At 39.0% G+C, this 25373-nt stretch carries 28 protein-coding genes; 11 read left to right on the forward strand and 17 right to left on the reverse strand.

Annotation, left to right across the window (positions count from 1 at the left end; genetic code table 11):
• The first annotated feature begins 63 nt into the window (after positions 1-63).
• The 4 genes from IE199_RS14280 to IE199_RS14295 all read left to right on the forward strand — a co-directional run bounded on the left by IE199_RS14280 (position 64) and on the right by IE199_RS14295 (position 4327).
• On the forward strand, positions 64-1482 hold the full coding sequence (locus IE199_RS14280) for a sigma-54-dependent transcriptional regulator (protein WP_229854738.1): 1419 nt from the start codon (positions 64-66) through the stop codon (positions 1480-1482).
• Positions 1472-2818 (forward strand): sensor histidine kinase, encoded by a 1347-nt coding sequence (locus IE199_RS14285; RefSeq protein WP_189771782.1) that lies wholly within the window; start codon positions 1472-1474, stop codon positions 2816-2818. The genes IE199_RS14280 and IE199_RS14285 overlap by 11 nt, the downstream gene beginning before the upstream one ends.
• A gap of 150 nt (positions 2819-2968) precedes the next feature.
• Positions 2969-3205, forward strand: coding sequence for a PspC domain-containing protein (locus IE199_RS14290; RefSeq protein ID WP_189771784.1), 237 nt, complete (start codon positions 2969-2971; stop codon positions 3203-3205).
• Positions 3206-3451: 246 nt separating this feature from the next.
• Positions 3452-4327, forward strand: a complete 876-nt coding sequence (locus IE199_RS14295; protein WP_189771786.1) for a tetratricopeptide repeat protein — start codon at positions 3452-3454, stop codon at positions 4325-4327.
• Here the strand turns inward: IE199_RS14295 and IE199_RS14300 are convergent.
• The 10 genes from IE199_RS14300 to IE199_RS14345 all read right to left on the reverse strand — a co-directional run bounded on the left by IE199_RS14300 (position 4324) and on the right by IE199_RS14345 (position 10472).
• The gene (locus IE199_RS14300; protein ID WP_189771788.1) at positions 4324-5040 is read right to left on the reverse strand and encodes a CPBP family intramembrane glutamic endopeptidase; all 717 of its coding nucleotides are present in this window, start codon (positions 5038-5040) and stop codon (positions 4324-4326) included. The genes IE199_RS14295 and IE199_RS14300 overlap by 4 nt on opposite strands.
• A gap of 56 nt (positions 5041-5096) precedes the next feature.
• Entirely contained in the window at positions 5097-5477 is a 381-nt protein-coding gene (locus tag IE199_RS14305) for a SpoIIAA family protein (RefSeq protein ID WP_189771790.1), read from the reverse strand.
• Between the two features lie 107 nt (positions 5478-5584).
• Entirely contained in the window at positions 5585-5863 is a 279-nt protein-coding gene (locus tag IE199_RS14310) for a hypothetical protein (protein ID WP_189771792.1), read from the reverse strand.
• A gap of 113 nt (positions 5864-5976) precedes the next feature.
• The gene (locus IE199_RS14315; RefSeq protein ID WP_229854740.1) at positions 5977-6600 is read right to left on the reverse strand and encodes an HAD family hydrolase; all 624 of its coding nucleotides are present in this window, start codon (positions 6598-6600) and stop codon (positions 5977-5979) included.
• 219 nt (positions 6601-6819) lie between these two features.
• Positions 6820-7296 carry a hypothetical protein gene (locus IE199_RS14320; protein WP_189771794.1) on the reverse strand — a complete coding sequence of 159 codons (477 nt, stop codon included), beginning with the start codon at positions 7294-7296 and terminating at the stop codon, positions 6820-6822.
• 107 nt (positions 7297-7403) lie between these two features.
• A complete protein-coding gene (locus tag IE199_RS14325; RefSeq protein WP_189771795.1) occupies positions 7404-7895 on the reverse strand; it encodes a DUF2059 domain-containing protein in 492 nt (163 codons plus the stop codon).
• A 120-nt stretch (positions 7896-8015) separates the two neighbouring features.
• Entirely contained in the window at positions 8016-8330 is a 315-nt protein-coding gene (locus IE199_RS14330; RefSeq protein ID WP_189771796.1) for a hypothetical protein, read from the reverse strand.
• A 125-nt stretch (positions 8331-8455) separates the two neighbouring features.
• The gene (locus IE199_RS14335) at positions 8456-9061 is read right to left on the reverse strand and encodes a cold shock and DUF1294 domain-containing protein (protein WP_189771797.1); all 606 of its coding nucleotides are present in this window, start codon (positions 9059-9061) and stop codon (positions 8456-8458) included.
• Positions 9062-9372: 311 nt separating this feature from the next.
• On the reverse strand, positions 9373-9672 hold the full coding sequence (locus IE199_RS14340; RefSeq protein ID WP_189771799.1) for a hypothetical protein: 300 nt from the start codon (positions 9670-9672) through the stop codon (positions 9373-9375).
• A 110-nt stretch (positions 9673-9782) separates the two neighbouring features.
• Entirely contained in the window at positions 9783-10472 is a 690-nt protein-coding gene (locus IE199_RS14345) for a pseudouridine synthase (protein ID WP_189771801.1), read from the reverse strand.
• A 108-nt stretch (positions 10473-10580) separates the two neighbouring features.
• On the opposite strand from IE199_RS14345, the gene IE199_RS14350 reads away from it, so the two are divergent.
• Together IE199_RS14350 and IE199_RS14355 are read left to right on the forward strand one after the other, a co-directional pair.
• Positions 10581-11216, forward strand: a complete 636-nt coding sequence (locus tag IE199_RS14350; RefSeq protein ID WP_189771802.1) for a LysE family translocator — start codon at positions 10581-10583, stop codon at positions 11214-11216.
• Positions 11213-11521 (forward strand): Mpo1-like protein, encoded by a 309-nt coding sequence (locus IE199_RS14355; protein ID WP_189771805.1) that lies wholly within the window; start codon positions 11213-11215, stop codon positions 11519-11521. The genes IE199_RS14350 and IE199_RS14355 overlap by 4 nt, the downstream gene beginning before the upstream one ends.
• 47 nt (positions 11522-11568) lie before the next feature.
• Here IE199_RS14355 and IE199_RS14360 read toward each other — a convergent pair whose 3' ends face one another.
• Both IE199_RS14360 and IE199_RS14365 read right to left on the reverse strand, forming a co-directional pair.
• Entirely contained in the window at positions 11569-12399 is an 831-nt protein-coding gene (locus tag IE199_RS14360) for an ion transporter (RefSeq protein ID WP_189771807.1), read from the reverse strand.
• 6 nt (positions 12400-12405) lie between these two features.
• Positions 12406-13047, reverse strand: coding sequence for an MBL fold metallo-hydrolase (locus tag IE199_RS14365; protein WP_189772042.1), 642 nt, complete (start codon positions 13045-13047; stop codon positions 12406-12408).
• Positions 13048-13239: 192 nt separating this feature from the next.
• On the opposite strand from IE199_RS14365, the gene IE199_RS14370 reads away from it, so the two are divergent.
• The gene (locus IE199_RS14370) at positions 13240-14577 is read left to right on the forward strand and encodes a sodium-dependent transporter (protein WP_189771809.1); all 1338 of its coding nucleotides are present in this window, start codon (positions 13240-13242) and stop codon (positions 14575-14577) included.
• 52 nt (positions 14578-14629) lie between these two features.
• On the opposite strand, the gene IE199_RS14375 is transcribed toward IE199_RS14370, so the two are convergent.
• The 4 genes from IE199_RS14375 to IE199_RS14390 form a co-directional block, all read right to left on the reverse strand.
• A complete protein-coding gene (locus tag IE199_RS14375; protein WP_189771811.1) occupies positions 14630-15322 on the reverse strand; it encodes a substrate-binding periplasmic protein in 693 nt (230 codons plus the stop codon).
• 15 nt (positions 15323-15337) lie between these two features.
• Positions 15338-16528 (reverse strand): GGDEF domain-containing protein, encoded by a 1191-nt coding sequence (locus IE199_RS14380; RefSeq protein WP_189771813.1) that lies wholly within the window; start codon positions 16526-16528, stop codon positions 15338-15340.
• Between the two features lie 42 nt (positions 16529-16570).
• Positions 16571-17947, reverse strand: coding sequence for a DNA recombination protein RmuC (locus IE199_RS14385; RefSeq protein WP_189771815.1), 1377 nt, complete (start codon positions 17945-17947; stop codon positions 16571-16573).
• Between the two features lie 122 nt (positions 17948-18069).
• The gene (locus IE199_RS14390; RefSeq protein ID WP_189771817.1) at positions 18070-19599 is read right to left on the reverse strand and encodes a fumarate hydratase; all 1530 of its coding nucleotides are present in this window, start codon (positions 19597-19599) and stop codon (positions 18070-18072) included.
• Between the two features lie 143 nt (positions 19600-19742).
• Between IE199_RS14390 and pabB the strand changes: the two genes are divergently transcribed.
• The 4 genes from pabB (at position 19743) to IE199_RS14410 (ending at position 24235) form a co-directional block, all read left to right on the forward strand.
• Positions 19743-21140, forward strand: coding sequence for an aminodeoxychorismate synthase component I (gene pabB, locus IE199_RS14395; protein WP_229854742.1), 1398 nt, complete (start codon positions 19743-19745; stop codon positions 21138-21140).
• Positions 21141-21182: 42 nt separating this feature from the next.
• Positions 21183-21758: a CoA pyrophosphatase gene (locus IE199_RS14400; protein ID WP_189771821.1), complete on the forward strand. Its 576-nt coding sequence runs from the start codon at positions 21183-21185 to the stop codon at positions 21756-21758.
• A 207-nt stretch (positions 21759-21965) separates the two neighbouring features.
• Positions 21966-23342, forward strand: a complete 1377-nt coding sequence (locus IE199_RS14405) for an L-serine ammonia-lyase (RefSeq protein WP_189771824.1) — start codon at positions 21966-21968, stop codon at positions 23340-23342.
• Positions 23343-23506: 164 nt separating this feature from the next.
• Entirely contained in the window at positions 23507-24235 is a 729-nt protein-coding gene (locus tag IE199_RS14410; RefSeq protein ID WP_189771829.1) for a glutathione peroxidase, read from the forward strand.
• Positions 24236-24293: 58 nt separating this feature from the next.
• Here IE199_RS14410 and cysB read toward each other — a convergent pair whose 3' ends face one another.
• On the reverse strand, positions 24294-25268 hold the full coding sequence (gene cysB, locus IE199_RS14415; RefSeq protein WP_189771835.1) for an HTH-type transcriptional regulator CysB: 975 nt from the start codon (positions 25266-25268) through the stop codon (positions 24294-24296).
• Positions 25269-25373: the final 105 nt, after the last annotated feature.

Raw genomic sequence — 25373 nt, forward strand, 5'->3', positions numbered from 1 at the left:
AAACTGTACGTTTACGAACACTAGGTGTACGTTATTGAACACTATGCAATGGGGAGTAATATCTTGAAACAACCGGCAAAAATCTTAATCGTGGATGATGATCAGGACATTCTAGTCGCAGGAAAGTTGCTCCTTAAACGCCACTATTCTCAAGTCGATATTTGTAATCGACCCGAGCAATTACCTACTCTGCTCGCTGACTGTGAATTTGATTTGATCTTACTTGATATGAACTTTGGTCCAGGTGAAAGCAGTGGTGAACAAGGTTTTTATTGGCTATCTCAAATACTGAAACTTCGCCCCGACAGCATCGTAATTTTGATCACCGCTCATGGTGGCATCGACATCGCCGTAGAAGCTATTAAACAAGGGGCAACCGATTTTATTGCCAAACCTTGGCATAATGAAAAAGTTCTGGCGACCATCAGCACCGCATTAGAGCTACATAAGTCACGACAAGAAACCAAGTCTTTACGTGCAGCAAACCAAGCTTTAGTGCAAGCTAGTACCGCCAGCGCCCAACACATTATTGGTAACTCCAGCGCTATGCAACAGGTACACGAGTTGGTGAACAGAGCCGCTCCAACAGACGCTAACGTACTCATTTTAGGAGAAAATGGTACTGGCAAAGAGTTAATCGCTAAAGAGCTACATTTAAAAAGCGCACGAGCACAACAAGTGTTTTTGTCGGTTGATTTGGGCGCTATTACTGAAACCTTATTCGAAAGTGAATTATTTGGTCATAAAAAAGGCGCTTTTACTGGTGCTCAACAAGATCGCGTCGGTAAAATTAAAGCCGCCGATGGTGGCACCTTGTTTCTTGATGAAATAGGCAATTTACCCCTTCATTTGCAAGCTAAATTGTTAACGGTATTAGCTCAACGAAAAGTAACCCCAGTCGGCGCTAATCAAGAAGAAGCTTTTGATGTTAGGATCATCGCCGCCACCAATGTCGATAAACATGCTCTACTTGATGAAGAAAAATTCAGACAAGATTTATTATTTCGCTTAAATACGGTCGAAATAACCTTACCGCCCCTAAGAGAGCGAAAAGAAGATATTGCAGCTATTGCCCAGCATTATGTTGATATCTACGGCAAAAAGTACCAAAAATCACCACTAACACTAGCAGATAACGCCGTTGAAGCACTGACTCATTATCATTGGCCTGGTAATGTTAGAGCGCTACGTCATGCGGTTGAACGTGCCGTTATCATGACAGACAACCAAGCCTTATCCGCAGACGATTTTCAACTTAAAAACACTGATGTTTCAGTTTCAGCTCCAGCTTCGTCATCACAAGTGCAACCAACCATTACCGCACCAGAAAATGATAGCGGTGAACTCAATTTAGAAATCATCGAAAAACAAACCATCAGCCGCGCTTTGAAACAACATAAATACAACATCAGTCACGCAGCAAAAGCATTAGGGTTAACCAGAGCGGCCTTGTATCGAAGGATGGAAAAACATGGACTTTAAAAAGTTTTCAATGCTCATCGCTGGAAGAACTATTCTAGCCATGATAACCCTAGTATTTTTAGTGCTATGTATTACTGCTGATGGCTATCACGCAGCTTCGATTATTCTCACCGCCTTATTAGGCATTCAGTTGTACACACTAATTCAATTTGTCAGCCGAACTAATGCTGAGTTAACACGATTTTTCAGTGCTGCTCGTTATGCAGATTTTTCTCAGCGCTTTGACTTATCAAAACTAGGCGCAGGGTTTGATGAACTCGGTGATGCCTTTGGCGACATATTGTCACAACTACAAAAAGCAAGAAATGAGCAAGAGCAAGGGTTACGGTATGTTAAAGCCGTGGTAGAGCATGTACCTGTACCACTATTAAGCGTTAACGAAAAATACCAGTTAACCCTGTGGAACAATAGTGCAAGGCGCTTGTTTGGTACACATGCGGTTATCAATATCAATGACCTTGCTCAGTTTAATTCAGATTTCCCAGCGCGGCTTTTATCACTAAAGCCAGGTGAACGTTCATTACTAACTATTGCAATTGATGGGCAACAACAGCAACTTAGCATTGCCGCTACACAAGTTACGGTTGATGGCAAAATAGAGCAGCTGATCAGTTTGCAAGACATACACTCAGAATTAGCGTCAGCACAACTTGATGCGTGGCAAGATCTAGTTAGAGTGTTAACCCATGAAATCATGAACAGTATTACGCCAGTCGCTTCACTAGCCAAAACAACGGTCGATTTGGTTGACGACATCAAACCTAAAGTTTCGCCGCAATGCCAAGATGACTTAAACGATATTAGTGAAGCGGTGCAAACCGTAGCAAGGCGCAGTGATGGATTAATGCAGTTTGTCTCTAGTTATCGAAAATTAACTAGGCTGCCAGCACCAAATAAACAAACAATTTGTGTCAAAGATCTACTGACCAATATGGCGTTATTAGCTGAACAAAACTGGCAAGATAGCAATATTGCGCTGAAGATTTCAGTACTGCCAGACACATTAACCCTTTTTGCCGACCGAGAGATGATTGAGCAGGTATTATTAAATTTACTGCAAAATGCCCAACATGCGGTCAATAAAGTACAATCAGCAACAATTACGGTATCAGCCTTTATTAACATTCGTGGCAATGTAGTCATCGAAGTACAAGATAACGGCACTGGGATCCCTGACGATATAGCCGATAAAATATTTATTCCTTTTTTCACTACAAAACGAGATGGCTCAGGCGTTGGTTTAGCATTAACTCGCCAGATTATGTTAGCCCATCAAGGCCATATCAATGTGAAAAGTGAAAAAAATCAAGGTAGTAGTTTTAGTTTGACGTTTTAAATATTGCCCCTGTGGTATACAGTTATCTAGTCAGGGAGATTTAGCTGGTAGTTTAAGGTAACAGCAAAACAGTTATTTTGCTGTAACAAGCACCTTTAACGGAATATTATCTACAAGCTAAACCCAAAAAAAGCAAGGAGAGCTAACATTATGCAACCATATACAAAAGTATTAACAAAATCTAAACACGGGCTAGTCACAGGTACATTGCGAGGCATGGCCGATTACTACAACTTAAATCTTGCTGGCCTGCAATTTGTCTTTTTAATCGCCGCATTTTTTGGTGTTGGTATTATTTTATACGTCGTACTGTGCATTAGTATCCCTTCTTATAAAGACCGAGCCGCTTTATTAAAAGAACGCCAAAACCAATCTTTAACACGCTAGCTTACGGCCCTATCATATATTACTGCGGCACTTTGCATATCAAACCTACATGCACATAGTGCCTTTAAAAACTTCACGTCTTATTGCGCATTGAAAAGTTTTTGACGATGCGTCACAATAAACAACATTACTTTGTACTCTTAATAGTTTTTAAGCTATTTTTCACAAACACCGATGAATATAAGGCACAAATTAATATCACATCTAACCTTTAACCACCTTCTAAACTAAGGCAAAGCATTTACCATGATTCGATTAATTCATTTGTTGAGTGTTGTTTTTATACTTGCTTCATTAAGCTTAAGTCAGCCAGTTGTCGCTGAAACAGCAGAAAAAACCGAAACAACCCAAGAGCCAGAAATTAAAGAGCCTTTATTTAAGCCTTTTATTGAACGGTATATTCTTGATGAATTAAAACAGCTTCGCCAAGATCAACAAGCGATGAAAGCCGAACTTGCCGATAAGGTGGCGACAATTCGATTAGATGCATCAGATCGCGCTATTCGCTACACCGCAGATACAACAAACAATATTTTTTACATTATTACAGCCGCAGCTTCGATCCTTGTTTTATTGGGTTGGAAATCCATTAAAGATATCAAAGACTCAACGGAACTCAGCATTAAAAAACGTGTTGATGAATTAACATTAGAGTACGAAAAAAGACTCGATAAATTAGAAGAAACGGTAAAAGAACGTTCTGATCAAATATTTGCTACTCAGAAAAAAATATCTGATAGCAATACTATTCACTCGCTGTGGATGCGCGCAGGGCTTGAGAAAAATGACACTGAAAAAATCAGAATTTACGATGAAATCTTAGAGTTAAGCCCGCAAGATGTTGAAGCTTTAACATACAAAGCAGATACCTTGCTCGACATGGACGAGGATTCTTGGGCACTGTCGCTAACAAATCAGGCTATTGAATGTGATAATGAATACGCCCTAGCCTATTGGCAACGTGGTTGTGCTGAAGCCAAATTAGGCCAACATTCACAGGCCATAGAAGACATTAAAACGGCGTTAACACTGGCCAGCAATTTAAAAGAAGAATTAACCGACGAATCGTATTTTGACAGTTTACGAGACAATGAAGCGTTTCAAGAACTCCTACAAAGCTAAGCTTTATTGACTTGGGCATGATTTACATCACTGTTTTTGTAACGCCATGCTATCAGCCAAGTAACTAGGCAGGGAATAATAATTGCCTGCAGTGAGAAAAATAAAAGCGTTAACAAGTTATTAAATTCGATGGCTTCCCCTTGTGGGACAAGCCATTGGTTGCCGATAGCTCCTGATGAAAATACAACCGCAGTGACAAAATTCCAGCCAAAATGTAAACCAAGTGGTGCGTATATCGATTTCGTTTTTGCAAAGGCAAAAGCAAACATCCATCCACCACTTGCTGTTAACAAAAATATGTAAATCATTAAAACTAGGTGCGCGCCAAACAGTCCGTAACTAAACCAGTGGTAAATTCCAAAAGCAATTGCGCTTAATATGCACGCTTTAATCGAACCAATACGCTGAATGAGCAAATAAAGAATAGCCCCTCTAAACACCAGCTCTTCAAAAGCAACCGATTTAAACAGCCAATATGATGCATCTAACAAAGCTAGCCAATCATAGGAAGGATTGATTTGATAATGGATATTTTTAAAATGCGCCTGCCATACAAAATTGATGGCGGCAAAACAGCCCATAATGACAATGCCAAGCACACATTCGAGCAGACGAGTTTTAGTAGGTAATATACCCAGTACAGTGATAGGCTCTTGCACCAGCCACTTAAGCAAAGCCCAAGAAATAAAAAGTAACACGACTAAGCCAATCATTAATGAGTTCCTTTTTCAGTCTATTCCTCGTGTAAATGATATGACCTAATAACAGCTTATTGTATTAACCAAGCTGTTGCATCACCTAGGTTGTCAAAATATTTAATGTCGCCAGATATAAACCATGACCCGACTTTTGCAGCGATCTCCTGCCAATTTTTATTACCAAAGATCGCAATTTTACCAAATTCATTGTTGTGTTTAAGGCCTAACTTAAAATCGTCCCAAGCAGCCCTTACTTCCCAACATTCAAGCTCAGTCGCGTCAATCAGTGCATCAACTTTTGGATCTTTTACTGAGGCTAGTGCTGAATCAATCATAGGCGTAATAATTTCATAATCAGCGTGAGTAAGTTTGCCTACCGCTTTTAAATTAAGAAAGAAATGGTTATCTATACGCTCAATCCCAATGGACAAGCCATGTTTAACTGTATTCATCTTAAGCTCTCCTTTAAATTACTGATGTTATTTCAAGCTTGCTCCTTACCTAATGGTTAAGCGAACAACAGAATTTATATAAAGCAAACTTTGATTATAGGTATAAGCTAACTTTTTTTAATCGCCAATAAATCCATAGCATCTATCAATAACTCATCTTCCGCACTAGGAGAATTGAGTTGTAAAAACCGACCAATAAACAAACCACCAAGCATTAAAAAACCAGATGTATCCGAATGTTCAAGAGTTAAATCAAAAACATTGAAGATTTCAGGAAAAAAGGCAACGATAAAACTTATGATTGCACATGCTAAATGTGTCCATTTATCTCGTTTTTGCTTTTTAACATAACTTTCAACTTTGTTTGCAAATTCCATTTTGGTCATGATTTTTCCTTAATAATTAAAAGTTAACGCCTGTAATATGGCGAGTAATTAATTGACTAAAACGTGTGATAAAGGAATGTAAGTCAACTATAACGCATTCTTTAACTTACTTTTTATAAGCCAATATAGTCAAACACTTTGTTTTGTTTTTTAAAGTTCAATATTGACTGTTCATGTTCGAGCTTATCACCAACTAAAACAAAGTTAACACCAAGTTCTTTACAAGCTTCTAAATCCCAACTGCCATCACCAAAATATGTGAACCCTAAACCACAACTCTTAACAGCTCGCTTTTCCGCAATTTTCATAATTTCAATTCTTGAGTAATGATCATTAGCAGAACTAATTGGAATGCTCGAAACATCAATGCCAGCAGACTCCAGCTTTAAAATAGCACTTTCATACCAGCCTCCTGTTGCAAGCGAAATTGCAACATTTTCCTTCTTTTTTAAACTGGCAATAAATGCAGCAGCACCAAGTATTTCATTAATTGGCTTTTTTGCGATTCGAGTTTGTATTTCAGATAAGAAGACATGTTTAATGCTTTCGAGAGCACTTTCAGTATTTTCAATATGCTTTTCTTTAAAAAATTGATTGAGGATCCCAGAATCTGTCACGTGTTTATAGCGAGACCAGTTTGTATCAATCTCATATCCAGTAACTTGCTTCACGGCTTCGACAAAACACTCAGTATCAAAATCATATGATTCGATAAGCGTTCCATCAATATCAAACATTACATGGATCATTGTGAATGTTCCTTTAGCTCATAAAGCTGCATAAGCATCAAAAGCCCGTTTTACACTTCAGCGGATTCATCGATATTTAGTTCGAGTAATGCAGTCTTCAATCTAGCTCTATCCACAAAACTTTCTCATATTAGTTTGTGATTAATGAATATTGCTTAAAAATTTAACAATAAGAATCTACTAAACCGAAGACACTGCATAGCTCGTTTAGTTTGCTTGTAATGAGTTTTTAACATCACTAATGTGCTTGCAAATATGAACGTATAGAAAAATAAGCCATATTTGAAATGGAATTACATCGATTGGCGTAGTAACAATCTCTTGATTCCCGGGGAAGGTATACATGTAGTAAGCAAGCAAAGCTATAAGCATTGGTATTAGTAATGCGATGAACCTGATTGAGACCACAAAGTTAATACTGAAAAAACGACCGAGAAAATCTGAGCCATTGGCACCACCATTTGCTTTGTAGGCGAAAAAAGTACCTGCGATAGGAATAATGAGATTGCTAATTGAATAAACAGTATCCCAAATATTAGGGCTTTCAATTGGCATATACATCATAGCTTCCATGCCGATAACACTTAGACTTATGTATATAAATGCATAAATGAACCGATCATTTTCCCTAACGTTGTCAGTTCTTATATCTTCTTTTAATTTTTCTATTTTCCAAAAATACATCGATATTCCTTATAACTCGTGACGCTAAACTAAGCCGAAAAATATAGTTTGGTTAAAGTATTGAACGTGGTGAAATTAACCAGCTGTAACTGTTCCGTTTGATCACATTATTGAGATTGTTTGCTTAATTCTGACTGCAGTTCTTTATGTAGTGCCTGCATTTTTGGAATAATGCTCTTTGAAGTTTCTTGCATTACTTGCATTGTAGCGTGCATTAGCTCAGGCATTTTTTTAAGCATCTTTTGACCTAGAGGAGACTGATAAAAAACTATTAATTCATCAATTTCCGCTTTAGTATAGACCTGAGAATAAGCTTCTATAATTGGTTCCTTGATTTTATCCCAGCTCATTGACTTAGCTAACATAGCGTGGAATTTTTTCTTATGTTTTTCATAGATTGGCTTTTGTTCGTCAGTAATATTTTTATTATCCGTCATTTGAGAAAATATCTGATCCATTTGCGCATAAGAAGCATCCAACATTGCTTGCATATCCGTAACTTCAAACATTTTTTCAATCGATTCCCTAACTCCAGAATCAGCATGACAGCTGCCTGAAATAGAAAAAGCAAAGACCAACGATACGATTAATTTTTTCATAAAACACTCCATAGTTTAATTACATTCCATTTGACCCATTCTAGGGCTTTTAATAGTTGGTTAAAATAACGAAAACAGTGAGAAAGTCCAGCTTTAAAACTTTCGCACTGTAATGGCTTATTATGTGTTCTTTTGCCCAGACGATTGAGAGTCAATCAACTGAAGCAATGCATCAATTCTTTTATGGACTTTGATATCAGAATTACTAGAACCAAACAAAAGAATGACCAGCATTACAAGAATGAATTTAGGATCCACAAATATAGAGTCTTCAGGCATATAAAAGGTTATGTAAAACATAAACGCTGATTGTATGACTAAACTTAACAGCCAACTATATTTCCACGGTTTGAGAGATTCTATCTCCAAAATAATCTTATCTTGCCTATCTTGAGAAATAGATTCTAATAATTCTTTTGCTTTATCTTGACTCATACTATTGACCTTCCTTGAATACGTTATGCCGTAATTTTGGGCATAATAATGCTTGCTTACAATTACCGAATAATGAACGCAAGCCAAGCGTTATGCGTTCAATGGCCTTGATGGACTTGTTAAACTCACTTTAACATTTCAATAAACTGAGCACCTTCGGGTGAAATCAACCAAGCAAATGCGCCAATATTTATTATCACCGTCATCCAATAAACAAACCTAAACTCTTTCTTCTTAGATTTATGCCTGAGTGTTTGCTGTGCGATAGCTGCACCTGGCCATCCTCCAGCTATTGAAAACAAGTGAAGTGTACTTTCAGGGGTACGCCAAGCCCCGCTTTGAGCTTTGGACTTATCAAATGCATAGATAATAAAAGTGATCAGGCTTAAGCCAAGATAGGCCAAGCATAATTTTATAGGCACATAGCCAAGAATAAACAGAATAAAAATGGCAATTAAAAACATAATGGACAAGTAAATTGAAAACTTACTTGCATGTTTTGTCTGTTTTTTCTTTAGCTTTTCCCCTGAAAAAGTAGCATCCTCGGCGCAATATCGTCCTTGTTTATCTTTAGCAATGGAGAAGGTTATGACATCGTTTAGTTGAGGTGTTCGCTGACGATTTGAAAATGCAGTTTTATGGATAAATACATGGTCGCCGCCACCATTTGGCGATATAAAGCCAAACGCTTTTTGAGCATCCCAATTGATTAATTTCCCTTTTAATCGCATTTAATTAAGTTCCTATTGAAGCAAAGTACAGCATGCCTATGATGCCACAATTAATCTGCTATTTTAAAACTGATTTTTTAAATGCTAACAAGGTATATTTGTAGAAGGTTGATGTAGTGATAAAAATAACTAACCGAGAAAACCCTAAGCCTATTTATCGATATAACAACATCAGCTTTAAAGTTTTGTAGTAGCGTAAAAAAATAGTGACCAATGCTAAAACATAAATCACTATTTTCATTTTGAACATTTGGTTGAAAACAACGCTTAAACCTGCAAAAAGTTTGCTCAGATAAGTACAAACCAGCTTGTCAAATACTAATCTGAAGTGGCTTTTTAACGTTCTCTTTTCGTCTATCTGGTGAAATACGAGAATCTAACCAACGACCTCTATTTTTCTGATGCTGACGGCGATCTTCACCAGATCGTCTTTCTACACTGTTCCAATTAGCAGCGGCTTCTTTTGTCTGTTCTTCTTGAATAGACTCTTCTTGCTCAGTGTCATGCTTTTTTGTTTTATGTTTTATCTGATGTTTGTTTTTTCTGTCTTTCGCCGTATTTTCAGACTTTGCCAGATAAGATGACGGTAATAATTCAGCAATAACATCCATTATTTTTTATATTCTCCATGTTAATCGTTGAAACCTGTACATTTAATCGGCAGAAAATTATCAAACTTTAATCTTTTTTATTAATTTTTTGACAAATTACACCAGTTCTACTACTGAAAGCTCTCAACCTCTTCGTCAGTTAAGTAACGCCATTGCCCTTCTGGTAAATCACCCAGTGCAACTTCTCCAATTTTTTCGCGATGAAGCTCCACCACTTTATTGCCAACCGCAGCAAACATACGCTTTACTTGATGATATTTTCCTTCCGTAATGGTCAGTAATACTTCTTGTTCGCTTAGTTGCTCTAATTTTGCAGGACGAGTGAGATTAGCTTCACCTTGTAACTGAACACCTTGTTCAAACTTTTCTGCCGTACATGCTTTTAATGGATCTCTAAGGCCAACTCGATACACTTTAGGGCAAGATTTTTTAGGTGAAATAATATTGTGTGACCACCTACCATCGTCAGTCACTAACACTAGCCCTGTGGTATCAGCGTCTAATCGTCCAGCAATGTGCATATCAAAAGCGCGGTCAACGTCAATATAATGCAATAAAGAGGGATACAGTTCGTCAACATTAGAACAAATCGTGTTTTGTGGTTTATGCATCATAATATAGCGAGATTGGCGAGCGGTAAGTTCAACACCTTCTAAGGTGATGCTATTGTTTTCATGCACTTGTAATGCAGCATCCCTAGTCACTTCACCATTAACTCTAACAGCACCTAACTTTAGTAATTTTTTTGCTTCGCTGCGCGTAAGCTCGGTACTTTTACAAATAAATTTATCTAATCGCATGAATAACGTATGTCGCCCTGTTCGATTTGAAGCCCAAGAAGTTTTACTTAACTCATTTTACGGCTATGATGTTTGACGCATTTTAATGTTTTACCTTGGAGAATCCAAATGGATCTAGTTTCTGGCCTATTATTAATTACCACGGTGCATTTACTCGCCGCTGCGTCTCCCGGTCCTGATTTTGTATTAGTGTCGCAACAAACCCTAACACACGGTAAAAAAGCTGGTTTATTGTGTGCGTTAGGCATTGCACTTGGTCTATCAATTCACATTATTTATTCAGCTTTTGGCTTGGCAGCAATCATCGCCAATTCAACCACTATTTTGTGGGGCATTAAAATTATAGGTGCTGGCTATTTGTTTTATTTGGGTTACCAAGGCTTACGTTCAAAACCTAAAGGTGCTACAACTCTCAATACTGAAACATCGCCAAAGCAACATTCGGCATTAAAAACTATAGGATTAGGCTTTTTATGTAACGCACTAAACCCTAAAGCTCCTATTTATTTTGTGGCATTATTTACGGTTGTACTTTCACCCGATTTGCCTCTAGAGCATATGATTATTTACGGTGTTTGGATGATGTTTATTCAGCTATTTTGGTTCTCTTGTGTTGCCATGTTGTTGTCGCAACCTAAAGTGAACGCGCAGTTTCAACGTGCCGGACATTGGCTTGATCGCATTATGGGCGGAGCTATGGTACTTTTGGGTATCAAAGTCCTTACCAGTAAGATATCGCAATGACCCAAAAACGTTTTCAACGTTTTAGTGAGTTTTACCCTTACTATTTAAGCGAACATAAGAATCGTACTTGCCGTCGCCTGCACTTTGTTGGCTCTTCTCTTGTGTTAGCTATTTTGCTGTACGCTTTAATAACAGCAAGCTGGAGCCTGCTTTGGCTAGTGCCACTAGCAGGTTATGGATTTGCTTGGGTCGGGCATTTTTTCTTTGAACACAACAAGCCTGCTACTTTTAGCTACCCGCTTTATAGCTTGCTGGGTGATTGGGTATTGTTTAAAGATATTTTGCTAGGAAAGATCAAATGGTAAGAGTATGCAACCATTGTACATACTCTTAACCAGTTACATTGTTCAAATTAAGACGAAGATTGTTGTTTTAACAACGCTTTAATTTCAGCCAGTTCAGCTTCTAACTTTTCAATTTGCGCACGACTTGCGGGTTCTCCACCTTCAGCGCTTTCGCCATGTTGTAATGCTCTATGTTGCTCATGCTCTTCATTCATTACTTCTAAAATGGTACCTACCATCATATTTAAAAAGATAAAGGCAGTTAGAAATATAAACGACAAATAAAACAACCAACTCATTGGGTAAACAGCCATGGTTTCATACATGACATCGGTCCAATCTTCAAAGGTTGCTACCCTGAACAAAGTTAACATTGAAATTGATACATCGCCCCAAAGCACTTCATTGATTTCATGAAATACAATGCTCCCAATCGCGGCATAGATGTAAAAAATAACAAACATCAACAAGGCAATGTAGCCCATTCGTGGGATGGCTTTGATTAGTGCATTTATTAACAAGCGTAGCTCGGGCACCATAGACACTAAACGCAGTACTCTAAATACTCGCAATAAACGTGCTAACAGCACACCTGAACCGCCATCTGGCACTAAACTACCGATAACAATTAACGTATCAAATATATTCCAACCATTTTTGAAAAATTGTGATTTTTTCGGCGTAGCTAAAAATCGGATGACAATTTCAATTAAGAAAAACACGGTTACCGCGTTATCTAGAAAGGTCAATATTCCTATCACAGATGGCGGTAAATCGTGTGTTCTAGCACCAATTAACAGAGCAGAAATAATAATGACCGATATCACTGTCCACTGAAACAGAGGACTCGAGTCGATTCTTTTTAATCGCTCTTGAAACTGAATAACACTTGTCGTCATGGCATATTACCTTGCATGATCACCAACAAAAGGATTAGAACGACGTTCTTCGCCAAATGTGCTCATTGGGCCGTGCCCTGGAATAAAACGCACTTGATCCCCCAGAGGAAACAAGTTTTCACGGATCGAGCGAATTAATGTTGCATGATCGCCACGAGGGAAATCGGTACGGCCAATTGAGCCTTTAAACAGTACATCACCTACTTGCGCCAATTCACTGCCTTTATGGTAAAACACTACGTGTCCTGGTGTGTGGCCAGGGCAAAAATATACGTCGAGCGTTTCCTTGCCTACAGTGACGGTATCACCTTGCGCTAACCAACGGGTTGGCTCAAAAAATTCAGCATGGGCAAAACCGAAGCGTGTCTTTTGTTCAGGGATAAGATCTATCCAAAATTTATCTTCTTTGTGAGGCCCTTCAATAGGTACTTCAAACTTTTCAGCTACGGCTTTTGTTGCGCCAGCATGATCGATATGGGCATGGGTTAATAACACCTTCGTTAGTTTAACGCCATGATGCTCAATCGCTTGTACAATTAACTCTATATCACCGCCGGGATCTACCACCGCAGCTTCTTTTGTTTGATCACACCAAAACAAGGTACAGTTTTGTTGAAATGGTGTAACTGGGATTATTTGATACTGCAACATAATTTGCTCTGTGTTGTTTTTTAACTTTGCTATTTTCCTTGGCAATCAAGATGGGTGCAAATAATTTTTTATTCAATATGTGTTTGTATCTTTTTACAGCATTACAACAGCAAAAAATGCGAAATTCCTTCCATAATCGGCTTTTACTCGGTAAGCTCGGCCACACATAAAAACAATAATTTACAAGTTATGGCACAACTTAGAGATTCATTTCATTCCCGTATCGGCTTTGTACTCGCGGCAGCTGGAGCAGCAATTGGCTTAGGTAATATTTGGGGTTTCCCAACCAATGCAGCCAATAATGGTGGCGGTGCATTTTTATTTGTTTACTTGGTTGTAACTGTATTGCTAGCACTACCAGCACTCTATGCTGAAATATATATTGGCAATCAATCACAAAAAAATCCCGTTTCTGCCTTAGGTGATGCCTGCAAAGGTGTCTCTGAACAATTAGGTCGAAAAGTAGGTGTCATTGGGCTTTGTGGCGCTATCATGATGCTTAGCTTTTACACCATAGTTGCTGGCTGGATGTTAGCGCATGCCTTGGCGGCCATCACTCAACTTATCGGGTTAACTGATATCTCAACTTGGCTTTCAAGTTCTAGCACCGAGAGAAACTTAGTTTTTACACCTATTTTTATTTTGCTTGGCGCCGCTATTATTTTCCAAGGCGTTAATGCTGGTATTGAAAAGTGGTCAACTCGACTTATGCCGGTCTTGTTGATTATGTTAATTGGTTTAATCATTTACATTTTACAACAACCGGGGGCAATGAAAGGTGTTGAAACCTACTTAGTGCCTGACTTTTCTAGAATAACCGACCCTAAACTGGTGGTTTCTGCGATGGGACAAGCGTTCTTCTCGTTGTCTATTGGTGTTGGTGGCATGATGGTTTATGGCTCTTACATGGCCAAAGATAAAAACCTAGGTAAATTAGTTCTTTCTATTACAGCACTTGATACTGGCATCGCATTTTTGGCTGGTCTGTTAATTATTCCTGCGCTTTTTGTTGCGCAACATGCAGGTCAACAAGTGTTTAATGGTGACCAACTCATTGGTGAAGGCCAATTAATTTTCCATATTTTACCTGAGCTATTTAACTCAATGGGCACTATCGGCCTTATTGTTGCAACGGGTTTCTTTTTATTGCTCTCTATTGCAGCGTTAACTTCTACTATTTCATCAACCGAAGTACCGGTTGCATACCTAGTGGAAGATAAAAACGTCACGCGTAAAACTGCCACTATTTGGGTTTCAGCAACCGTGTTGTTTTTCTCGATGTTGTTAATTGCGTTTTTTGACGTGTTATTTGGTGCATTTATTCGAATTCTAACCACCATAATGCAGCCGTTAAGCTGTTTGTTTTACTTTATCGTTGTAGGCTGGTTGTGGAAACGTGGTAATAAGCTTAGAGATGTGTCATTACAAGAGGGACGCCCGTGGTTAGTTCAATGGGGTAACTATTTACGTTTTGTTTGCCCTGTTTTATTGACGGTTGTATTTGTAAACGTTGCAATTTTAAATTAATTCACCATAACCACTAAAACTAATTGAAATAAGTAGCCACTTTTAACAGTGGCTATTTTTTTAACTTTTCTAAACCTTCATCCAACGCTTTAATAATCTTATTAGAAATAGGAAGTTTGCGGCTAAAGGCGACATAAATATCACTTTGGTGGTTTAATTCTCCCTTAGTGATGCTGTTGTCGGGCAAAGCCATTGCTTCTAGCGTATGTGTGGCTACCTTATCGAACATAATGGCCATATCAATGCGCTGAGCTCGCAGTAAACTCACCAACTGCTCTTGCGTTGAAACCCTTAATTCTTGAAAGCGATGTCGATGCTGCTCATAAGCATTACCATATTCGTAACCTCTGATAAGCCCGATCCGCGTGGCATCTGGAATTTGTGCAGGTGATTGATATGATTTTGGTTTGTCAGATGGGTAATAATAAGACGCTTGAGCAATGAGCAGTACTTGTTCACCAAATAAGAATCTTTGTTCGGTATCTGCTTGCCTTGTAACATTAAAGCAGCCATTTACTAAGCCGTGCTCTGTCAACTCTAGAGCTCGTGCGTAAGGTACAGCAATAAACTCTACCTCAAATTGACTTGCTGCTAAGGCTGCTTGAATAAGCTTTTTTGAAATGCCATTACCCGCTTTATCTGAATAAGGTGGCCAGCTATCTTCTGCGGCAAGGACAATAGTTTCTTTTGCTGCAGTTACTTGAACAAATGCCAAGCAAAACAACACAGCAGTGATATATCTCATTAGCGCCCAACTCCATTATTGGCTAACATTATTTCGGCCTTTACGCTTAGCGCGATAAAGCGCCTCGTCTGCCGATTTTACCACTTGTTCAAAGGAGAGTGCAGATTCTTTTTCTGCTAAGCCAATTGAGATAGTAACACTAACAGCTCTAGTAGTGTCAGCGCGCTTGTTATTACGCGATTTTTTATCTTTGCGAATAGGATGTCGAATAATGATTTTGTAATCGGCAATTAATTGTCTGATCTCTTCTAAAGCTGCTTCGGCTTCCTTTAGGTTTCGACGAGGAAATACAACAGTAAATTCCTCGCCACCGTAGCGAAAAGCTCGTCCGCCAGCTGAAACTTTCATGATCTTCGCAGCCACCAGCTTTAACACTTGATCGCCAATATCATGACCATAACTGTCATTAAACTTTTTAAAATGATCAACATCTAACATGGCGACACAATACTTACGCCCTAACGACAAGGCGTATTGATTTAGTGCTCGCCGAGACGGTATACCCGTTAGTTCATCACGATAGGCTAAATAATAAGAATCTATTACGACCACCAAGATGTAATGTACTAATAATAGGCTTAGCAATGCACTGAGCGGGATATCAACGTGTTGATGAAACACCAGTGATGCTAACACTAAACTAGTTAATAATGATGCAACAAGCAGGCTTGGATGCCTTAACGATTTATATAAAATAAATAGCGCAACTAAAAACAGCGGTAACTCTACAACAAGACTTTTTGCGTGTACTTGTGAAATTCCTACGCTAATTGCCGTTTTGATAAAATACGGCTCTGACATTAACCAAAGTTTTGCCAGTGCTATACACAAACAAATGCCTAAAATTCTCCATAAACCGTGAATGGAGAACAAGCCACGATCTTTAACACTGGTAAGAAATGCTAAGGTAAAGGTTGCGGATAAAAAGAACCAATCTTGTTGAGCAATCAACTGCTGTTCACCGCTTAATACACCATTATTGACCGCATAATATACCCCCAACATGGCGATAATTAGCGTGTAACGACTGCGACTAAACTGTGCGGTAAACAATACACCAACTAACAAAATGCCATAAACTACCTGTTCGATAAGGGAAATTTTTGCCATCCAATAAGGTTGGCTGACCATAGCAAAAACATAGGTAAGTGATACTGCTAACCCAGTCCAAAGGGTTGTTTTTAATCCTTCAAGTTTTTGAATCAAGATAAATGCCCTACCTCTAATACAAATTCAGCTACTGGCCAATTACTCGTTTAATACGTGTTCTAATGCGTCTTCTGTAGATGCTATATCGACTTGCTCAATCTTGTCAAAACGTGCGGTAATTTTATCTGCCGATGTATGAATTTGTTTAACATCGGTTGAGGCTTGTTCGATATGACGAGCCAAGTTGCTAAATCTTTGCCTGAAACGGCCAAAATCTTTAGACAATTCACCTAAATGTGCTTTGATCACATGCACTTGTTCACGAGTTGCCTCATCTTTTAATACCGCTCTTGCCGTTGTCAACACCGCCATTAAGGTTGTTGGCGATGTGATCCATACACGGCTTTTGTTTGCATGTTCAACAATGTCGGGAAACTGACTGTGAATTTCTGCAAATATTGCTTCTGCTGGAATAAACATGATAGCGCCATCAGCGGTTTCACCATCGATTAAATATTTGCTACTGATATCTTCTACATGCTTTTTAATGTCTGCCTTAAATTGTCGTTCAGCCGCTTTGCGATCTAATTCACCTAATTCAAGGTTGGTCATACGCTTGTAGCTTTCTAACGGGAATTTAGCATCAATCACCACGTTGCCTGTTGGCTCAGGCAGCCACAATATACAGTCAGCAATTTTTCCGTTTGATAAGGTGTGTTGCAGACTAAAGTGCTGCTCAGGCATCACGTTACGAATCAAACCGTTAAGTTGCACTTCGCCAAACGCCCCACGCGATCGCTTATCGGAAAGCACTTCTTGTAAGGAAACCACATTTGAAGAAAGTTCGGTAATTTTTTTCTGTGCGTCGTCGATTAACGCTAACCTTTTTACAATATCAGTAAAGGTTTTACTGGTTTTTTCAAAACCGTCCATCAAGCGTTTATCAACTTGTTCACTTATTTCTTTCAAGCGATTATCTGTGGTGCCAGTGAGCTCTTTTACTTTTGCTGAAATCATTTCACTGGCCGCATTTAACGATTTTGCCTGCTCTTCACGGTTTGCTTGATTAGTTTTAGTGAGTACGTCAACAATATGTTCTAGTGCTTGATTTTGACTGCGTAAAAATTCTTGCTGAAATTGATGCAACAGTTGCTGCGACTTGTGAGCATCGTCACGTAACCTTTGTTGCAACTTACTATCTTGCTCCGCTAATTGTTGTAACTGGCTCACCTTCACATCAGTTAATTGTTTATGTAGCCCATGTTGAAGTTGGTTTAATTGGCTGACTAACCATTGCTGTTGCTGATGCTGCGAGTTTTGCAAAGCTTGCTCTAGCCCTTGTGATATTTGACGATTAACCAAACGAGATTGACGAATATGCAAATAACAAAGCAATAACATGACACAGACAAGTGACAGTAAAACTAAAACAGTTTCAGGAGATTGAGCAAGGCGCTGGGTAATTGTTTCGAACATAGGCACAAACACACTGTAAATATTAACAGTTATTTAATCACATGTATTTGTTAAAACCAACAAAAAAGCGGACTATGTTATCCATAGTCCGCTTTTTTTTAACGCTCGTTTATCGGAATAAACTACTTAGAAAGCGCTTGATCTAATTCTTCAATTTTAGCTTGCCAAATTGCAGGACCTGTAACGTGTGCAGATTCACCCGTAGAGTCAACCGCTACCGTTACCGGCATATCTTCAACTTCAAATTCGTAAATCGCTTCCATACCTAACTCTTCAAAAGCAACCACTTTGGCTTTCTTGATTGCTTTAGACACTAGGTAAGCAGCGCCACCAACAGCCATTAAATACACTGACTTGTGGTTTTTAATACTTTGAACAGTCGCAGGGCCACGCTCAGCTTTACCAATGGTGCCTAACAAGCCAGTGTCAGCCAACATCATCTCAGTGAATTTATCCATACGTGTCGCAGTTGTAGGGCCCGCAGGACCGACTGCTTCATCACCAATGGCATCTACAGGACCTACGTAGTAAATAAATTTATTGGTGAAATCTACACCTTCAGGTAAACCTTCACCAGAAGTTAATAGCTCTTGAATTTTCTTATGTGCCGCGTCACGACCGGTTAAAATTTTGCCCGATAACAATACAGTTTCGCCGGTTTTCCACTCAGCGATATCAGCTTTTGATAAGTCATCAACGTTAACACGACGTACGTTTTCACCAACTTCCCAAGTGATTTCTGGCCAATCTTCCAATTTTGGAGGCTGTAAATCAGCTGGACCTGAACCATCTAAATGAAAGTGTACGTGACGTGTTGCTGCGCAGTTAGGGATCATAACCACTGGTTTTGACGCAGCATGAGTAGGAGCTGAGTTAATTTTCACATCAACTACCGTCGTTAATCCACCTAAACCTTGTGCACCAATACCTAACTTATTTACTCGATCGTAAATTTCTAAACGTAATTCTTCTTCGGCATTTTCTGGGCCACGGTCAATTAATTCTTGAATATCAACAGGATCCATTAAGCTTTCTTTTGCTAGTACTGCAGCTTTTTCTGCTGTACCACCAACACCAATACCGATCATACCCGGTGGACACCATCCCGCGCCCATTGTTGGTAAGGTTTTAACAACCCAATCAGCGATTGAATCACTTGGGTTTAACATCACCATTTTGGTTTTGTTTTCACTGCCGCCGCCTTTAGCCGCAATCATCACTTCAACTTCATCACCAGCTACCATGTCAATGTGCACAACTGCTGGTGTATTGTCTTTAGTATTTTTACGCGCACCTGTTGGGTCTGCAACAATTGAAGCACGTAATGGGTTGTCAGGGTTCAAGTAAGCTCTTCTGGTGCCTTCATCAACCATCTGCTGAACCGTCATGTCAGTTTTGTCCCACTTAACGTCCATTCCCACTTTTACAAAACAAGTGACAATGCCCGTGTCTTGACAAATAGGTCGTTTGCCGTGTGCTGACATACGTGAATTAATGAGAATTTGAGCGATTGCGTCTTTCGCTGCTTGGCTTTCTTCTTTGTGATATGCCTTTTCTAAGGCTTGAACAAAATCCAGAGGATGGTAATAAGAAATGTACTGCAAGGCGTCTGCAATACTGTCGATCATATCTTGTTGTTTGATAATAGCCATGATTGCCCTTTTCTCTATTTGTTTTAGTCCCTTTCAACATGGTCAGCCCGAAAATGTTGAAAGTTAAAATTTTGCCGATATGATACCCTGCTTGAAACGCACTCGCTAGTAGTGACGCTCGATTTAATATGCAGGTAGTAACATTGTCTGATCATTGTAGAACATTAATTTCAGCTAAGCCTTTGCACTTTAGTCAAACGCTTGCACCAGAAACTGTTTTTTCATCATTTGCTAACGAAAGTTGGGCGATATGGCTCGATTCTGGAAACAGTGATCATATAGACAGCCGTTATGACATTATGGTTTGGCAACCAGAAATCACATTGGTCACCGATGAACAGGCAACATGCATTAGTTACATTGCCAAGCAAACCAAGGAAACGTCGTTTGAAGATCCAATCAAACTGCTTCAAGTAGCCTGCGACGAGCTGTTTAGTAAATTCAAATTTGAACCCTCTGTGTTACCTTTTATAGGTGGAGCAGTTGGTTATTATGCTTATGATTTAGGAAGAAGATTTGAAGTTATCCCAACAATCGCAAGCAAAGACATTGAAATTCCTGAAATGGCGCAAGGCCTGTACACTCGGGCTTTAGTGTTTGATAAAACAACATCAACTTACTATTTAATTTGCCCAGAGCTAGAGCGCTGCACCATTGAGCAAGCACTTTACGCTAAAGTTGCGGCAAATCATGTTAAAGAAACATTTTCATTAACCACAAATTGGCAGGCCAATATTAGCAAAGCGCAGTACGGCGAAAAATTTGACAGTGTTCAACGTTACCTTAAAGAAGGTGACTGTTATCAAATTAACTTAACACAGCGATTTAGTGCCAAATATACCGGCAATGAATTTTCGGCCTATTTAACCCTCAGACACGCCAATAAAGCACCATTTTCCGCTTTTATGCGTTTTGACGACTTTGCCGTGCTGAGTGTTTCACCGGAGCGTTTTTTACAAGTTAAAAATAGCCAAGTTGAAACCAAACCAATCAAAGGCACCTTACCTCGCTCAGCAGATCAAAAAACTGATAAAGAGTTAGCCCTGCAATTACAACAGTCTGAAAAAGATAGAGCAGAAAACTTAATGATTGTTGATTTGCTGCGCAATGATATTAGTAAAGCCTGTATACCCGGTTCGGTTAAAGTGCCTAAGTTATTTGATATAGAAAGTTTTCCAGCCGTACACCATTTGGTTAGTACCGTTGTTGGCCAATTAGCCGAAGATAAAAATGCTTTAGATTTACTTCGAGGTGCTTTTCCTGGTGGTTCGATTACCGGCGCGCCAAAAATTCGCGCCATGGAAATTATTGACGAATTAGAGCCGCAGCGCAGAAGTTTATATTGCGGCTCTATCGGCTACATTTCAGCCTGTGGCAATATGGATACCAGCATTACCATTAGAACTTTAGTGTGTGAACAACAAAACATACACTGCTGGGCCGGTGGTGGTGTGGTAGCAGACTCTAATGTGGACGCGGAATATCAGGAAACATTAGATAAGGTTAATAAAATACTACCGATATTAACCAATAAGGCATAACATAACCCTATGTAAAGACCAGTTGTGGGAGAGATTTCGAAAATGAAAGCACAGGATTTTCTCAATAAATTTCATCTATCTCCCACGCTAGTTAACCAACATCTGCCTAAATTTATTGTCGATCAAGACGTAAAACAATCTGCAGTGTTAATCCCTTTGATTGAAGTGAATAATGCATTACAAGTATTGTTAACCAAACGAGCACAACACTTAAAACACCACCCGGGGCAAATTAGTTTTCCTGGCGGCAAAGTTGAGCCTACTGATATATCTCCTATAGAAACGGCATTGCGCGAAGCGCACGAGGAAATAGGACTAAAGCCAGAAAATGTACAAGTGATTGGCCAGCTCGATAATTATCAAACCCTGACAGGATTTAATATCAGACCAATTGTTGGTTTAATCCAACCACAAGAAAAATATATTATCGACCAAAACGAGGTAGCTGAAATTATTCAGGTGCCATTACAACACTTCATTAATAAAGAGCAACACGTCACGCTGATGGTTGAGCGTAAACAGCTGAGCTACCCACTGCACTTTATGCCTTATCAGGGACACAACATTTGGGGCGCAACCGCTGCTATATTAAATGACCTTTGTTTACATCTAGTGTAATTCAATTGGTATTACCGGCTAATATTAAAGTGTGTTGCCACTTTAAAAACATAAACAACTCAAACGAACTCCCATTAAACTTCTATACTGGTAAGTGAACATTATTTAAACGTTTAAATAGTTTTAGTATTAGTAAACTTTCAGTTATCATTACCGAAGAAAATATAATTATTAATATTAAAACAGATAAATATTCAGGTTTAACGCATGATTAGTGTATTTGATATGTTCTCTATCGGTATTGGGCCATCTAGCTCACATACTGTAGGGCCCATGAAAGCCGCCAAACTATTTGTCGATCATTTAGCAGAGCAAGGTTTAATTGATCAGGTTGATGGTATACGCACAGAGCTATTTGGTTCACTTGGGCAAACTGGCATTGGCCATGGCACAGGTAAAGCAGTGATATTAGGGCTATCAGGTGAAACACCTGAAAATATTGCTGTTGAATCGATTGATCGCATTTTGGCAGAAGTTAATGAAACTGAAGTCATTAAAATTAATGACAACAAAACCGTCAATTTTCCAAAAACAAACGCTATTGTTTATCATCGCAGGAAAACATTGCCAGCACACGCTAATGCCATGACCTTGTTTGCGTTAAAAAACAATGAAGTCATTTTTGAAGAAACCTACTATTCAATTGGTGGTGGTTTTATAGTTCAAGATTGTGATTTTGAAAAGGAAAAAGACAAAGCTTTGTCTATCCATTCAAACATCGTTAGACCACATAGATTTTCTAGTGCTGACGAATTAATAGGTATTGCCTCGGAAAAAGGTCTTAGCATAAGCACTATCATGATGGACAACGAGAAGTGCCTAGCTAATGAAGCAGACATTAGAAAGGGGCTTATCGATATTTGGCAAGCCATGAAAGAAAGTGTTGAGCGTGGCATGAAAACTGAGGGAATATTACCTGGTGGTTTAAAAGTGACACGCAGAGCGCCAGCGCTATTTCGCTCATTGTCGGTGGAAAGTAATAACGATCCATTGTCTGCCATGGATTGGGTAAACCTATTTGCTCTTGCAGTGAATGAAGAAAATGCTGCAGGCAGCCGCGTTGTGACAGCGCCTACAAATGGCGCAGCTGGCATCATCCCTGCCGTACTGTGTTATTACGATAAGTTTATTAAACCAGTTTCTGATGATGATTGTATTCGTTATCTTTTGACTGCAGCAGCAATTGGTATTCTGTACAAAACGAATGCTACCATTTCAGGCGCTGAAGGCGGTTGTCAGGCCGAAGTGGGTGTAGCTTGTTCAATGGCTGCAGGTGCACTGACTGAGATTATGGGTGGCAGTCCAAAACAAGTGGAAAATGCTGCAGAAATTGGTATGGAGCATAACCTTGGTCTTACCTGCGATCCGGTAGGTGGTTTAGTTCAAGTGCCTTGCATAGAACGAAATGCGATGGGTTCAGTAAAAGCCATTAATGCATCTCGCCTAGCACTTCGTGGTACAGGAACACAAAAAGTATCCCTAGACAAGGTGATTAAAACCATGTGGGAAACTGGTAATGATATGAAAACCAAGTACAAGGAAACATCTCGTGGTGGCTTAGCCGTTAATATTATCGAGTGTTAACCTTTTCTGAACTACTCTTGTAACTTCACAAGAGTAGTTCAATAAATCAGAACGTTATATTCAAATCAATTCGCTTTTCTTATTATTAAACATCCTGCATCATTACTACATCAAATATTTAGCGGCTAAGCTAAATAACAAGATTAACGACAAAGGTATGTGTAATGTTAAAAAATAAAGAAGGCCAATCAATTCCAGCAGTTTCATTTCCAGTACGTCAAGGAGATGCGTGGGTAAAACTGACGACAAGCGAACTTTTTGATAACAAAACGGTAATCGTATTTAGCCTACCAGGTGCTTTTACTCCAACATGTTCATCAAGTCATTTACCTCGCTACAACGAATTGTTTTCAACCTTTAAAGCTCATGGTGTTGACAATATCTTGTGTGTTTCTGTTAATGATACGTTTGTCATGAACGCTTGGCAGCAAGAACAAGATGCCGACAACATTCAATTTATTCCAGATGGGAACGGTGAGTTCACTGATGGTATGGGCATGTTAGTCGATAAAGCGGAGTTAGGCTTTGGCAAACGTTCTTGGCGTTACAGTATGTTAGTTAAAAATGGGATCATTGAAAAAATGTTTATTGAGCCAGATGAACCAGGCGACCCATTTAAAGTTTCTGATGCTGACACCATGTTAAGCTATATTGCGCCAAATGTTCGTTTACAAGAATCAATTACTGTATTTACTAAACCAGGATGCCCTTTCTGTGTTAAAGCAAAGCAACTATTGATTGATAAAGGCCTTCAATATGAGGAAGTGATTCTAGGTAAAGACGCAACCTCTGTAAGCTTACGAGCTATAACTAATCAGACAACTGTACCGCAGATATTTATTGGCGGAAAACATATAGGTGGCAGTGAAGCGTTAGAAAGCTTCCTAAATTAAACATGAAAAAAAAGCCCTGCTCTAAAAAAATAGAACAGGGCTTTTTATCAGAATTTTATTACCTAACTGGCAATTGAACGTCTGCGAACATTTCTTCAATTTCAGCATTGTTTTTCAACAATACCGCTCGCGTTACAACATCTCGGTTTAAGTGCGGAGCAAAACGTTCGATAAAATCAAACATATAACCACGTAAAAACGTACCGCGTCTGAAGCCAATTTTGGTGGTACTCGCTTTAAATAGGTGGCTAGCATCAAGTGTAACTAAGTCATCATCTAATTTAGGATCCATCGCCATCGTCGCGATAACACCAATACCTACTCCCATGCGGACATAAGTTTTAATAACGTCAGCATCTGTCGCAGTAAAAGCAATTTTAGGTTCAACACCTGCCTTTTTAAACGCATCGTCTAACTCTGAACGACCAGTGAAACCAAAGACGTAAGTAACTAATGAAAACTTTGCAATATCTTCAATGGTTAAGTCACGTTTATTTGCTAGCGGATGGTCTTTTCTAACAATAATACTTCGGTTCCAATGATAACAAGGCAACATGATCAAATCGTTGTATAAATGAAATGACTCAGTGGCAATTGCAAAGTCCGCTTCACCTTTAGTGGCTGCATCACTAATTTGAGCTGGCGTACCTTGATACATATGCAAAGAAACTTTTGAATATTTCTTCATAAACCCCTGAATAACATCTGGTAGTGCGTATCTAGCTTGTGTATGTGTCGTCGCTATTCTTAATTTACCTTCGTCAGGTTGCGTATGTTCTCTAGCAACCGCTTTAATCGCTTCAACTTTTGACAATATTTCGGTAGCAATCTTTATGACTTCTTGCCCTGCCGTTGTTACGTGCGTTAAGTGTTTACCGCTACGGCCAAAAATTTGAATACCCAGTTCGTCTTCAAGCATACGAACTTGTTTACTGATACCAGGTTGAGAGGTAAATAGACTCTCTGCGGTTGCAGAGACATTTAGATTGTTGTTTTGTACTTCGACGATATAACGGAGTTGTTGCAGCTTCATAATATGTATTAAACGTGACTTATGCCAAAAATATATACTTAAATAACAATTTATTCCATAGATTTATTCACATTATGTAAATAAATTTCAAAAAAAACTGAATAA

Origin of the sequence: Thalassotalea marina (assembly GCF_014656435.1) — a bacterium.
Classification (GTDB): Bacteria; Pseudomonadota; Gammaproteobacteria; order Enterobacterales; family Alteromonadaceae; genus Thalassotalea_C; species Thalassotalea_C marina.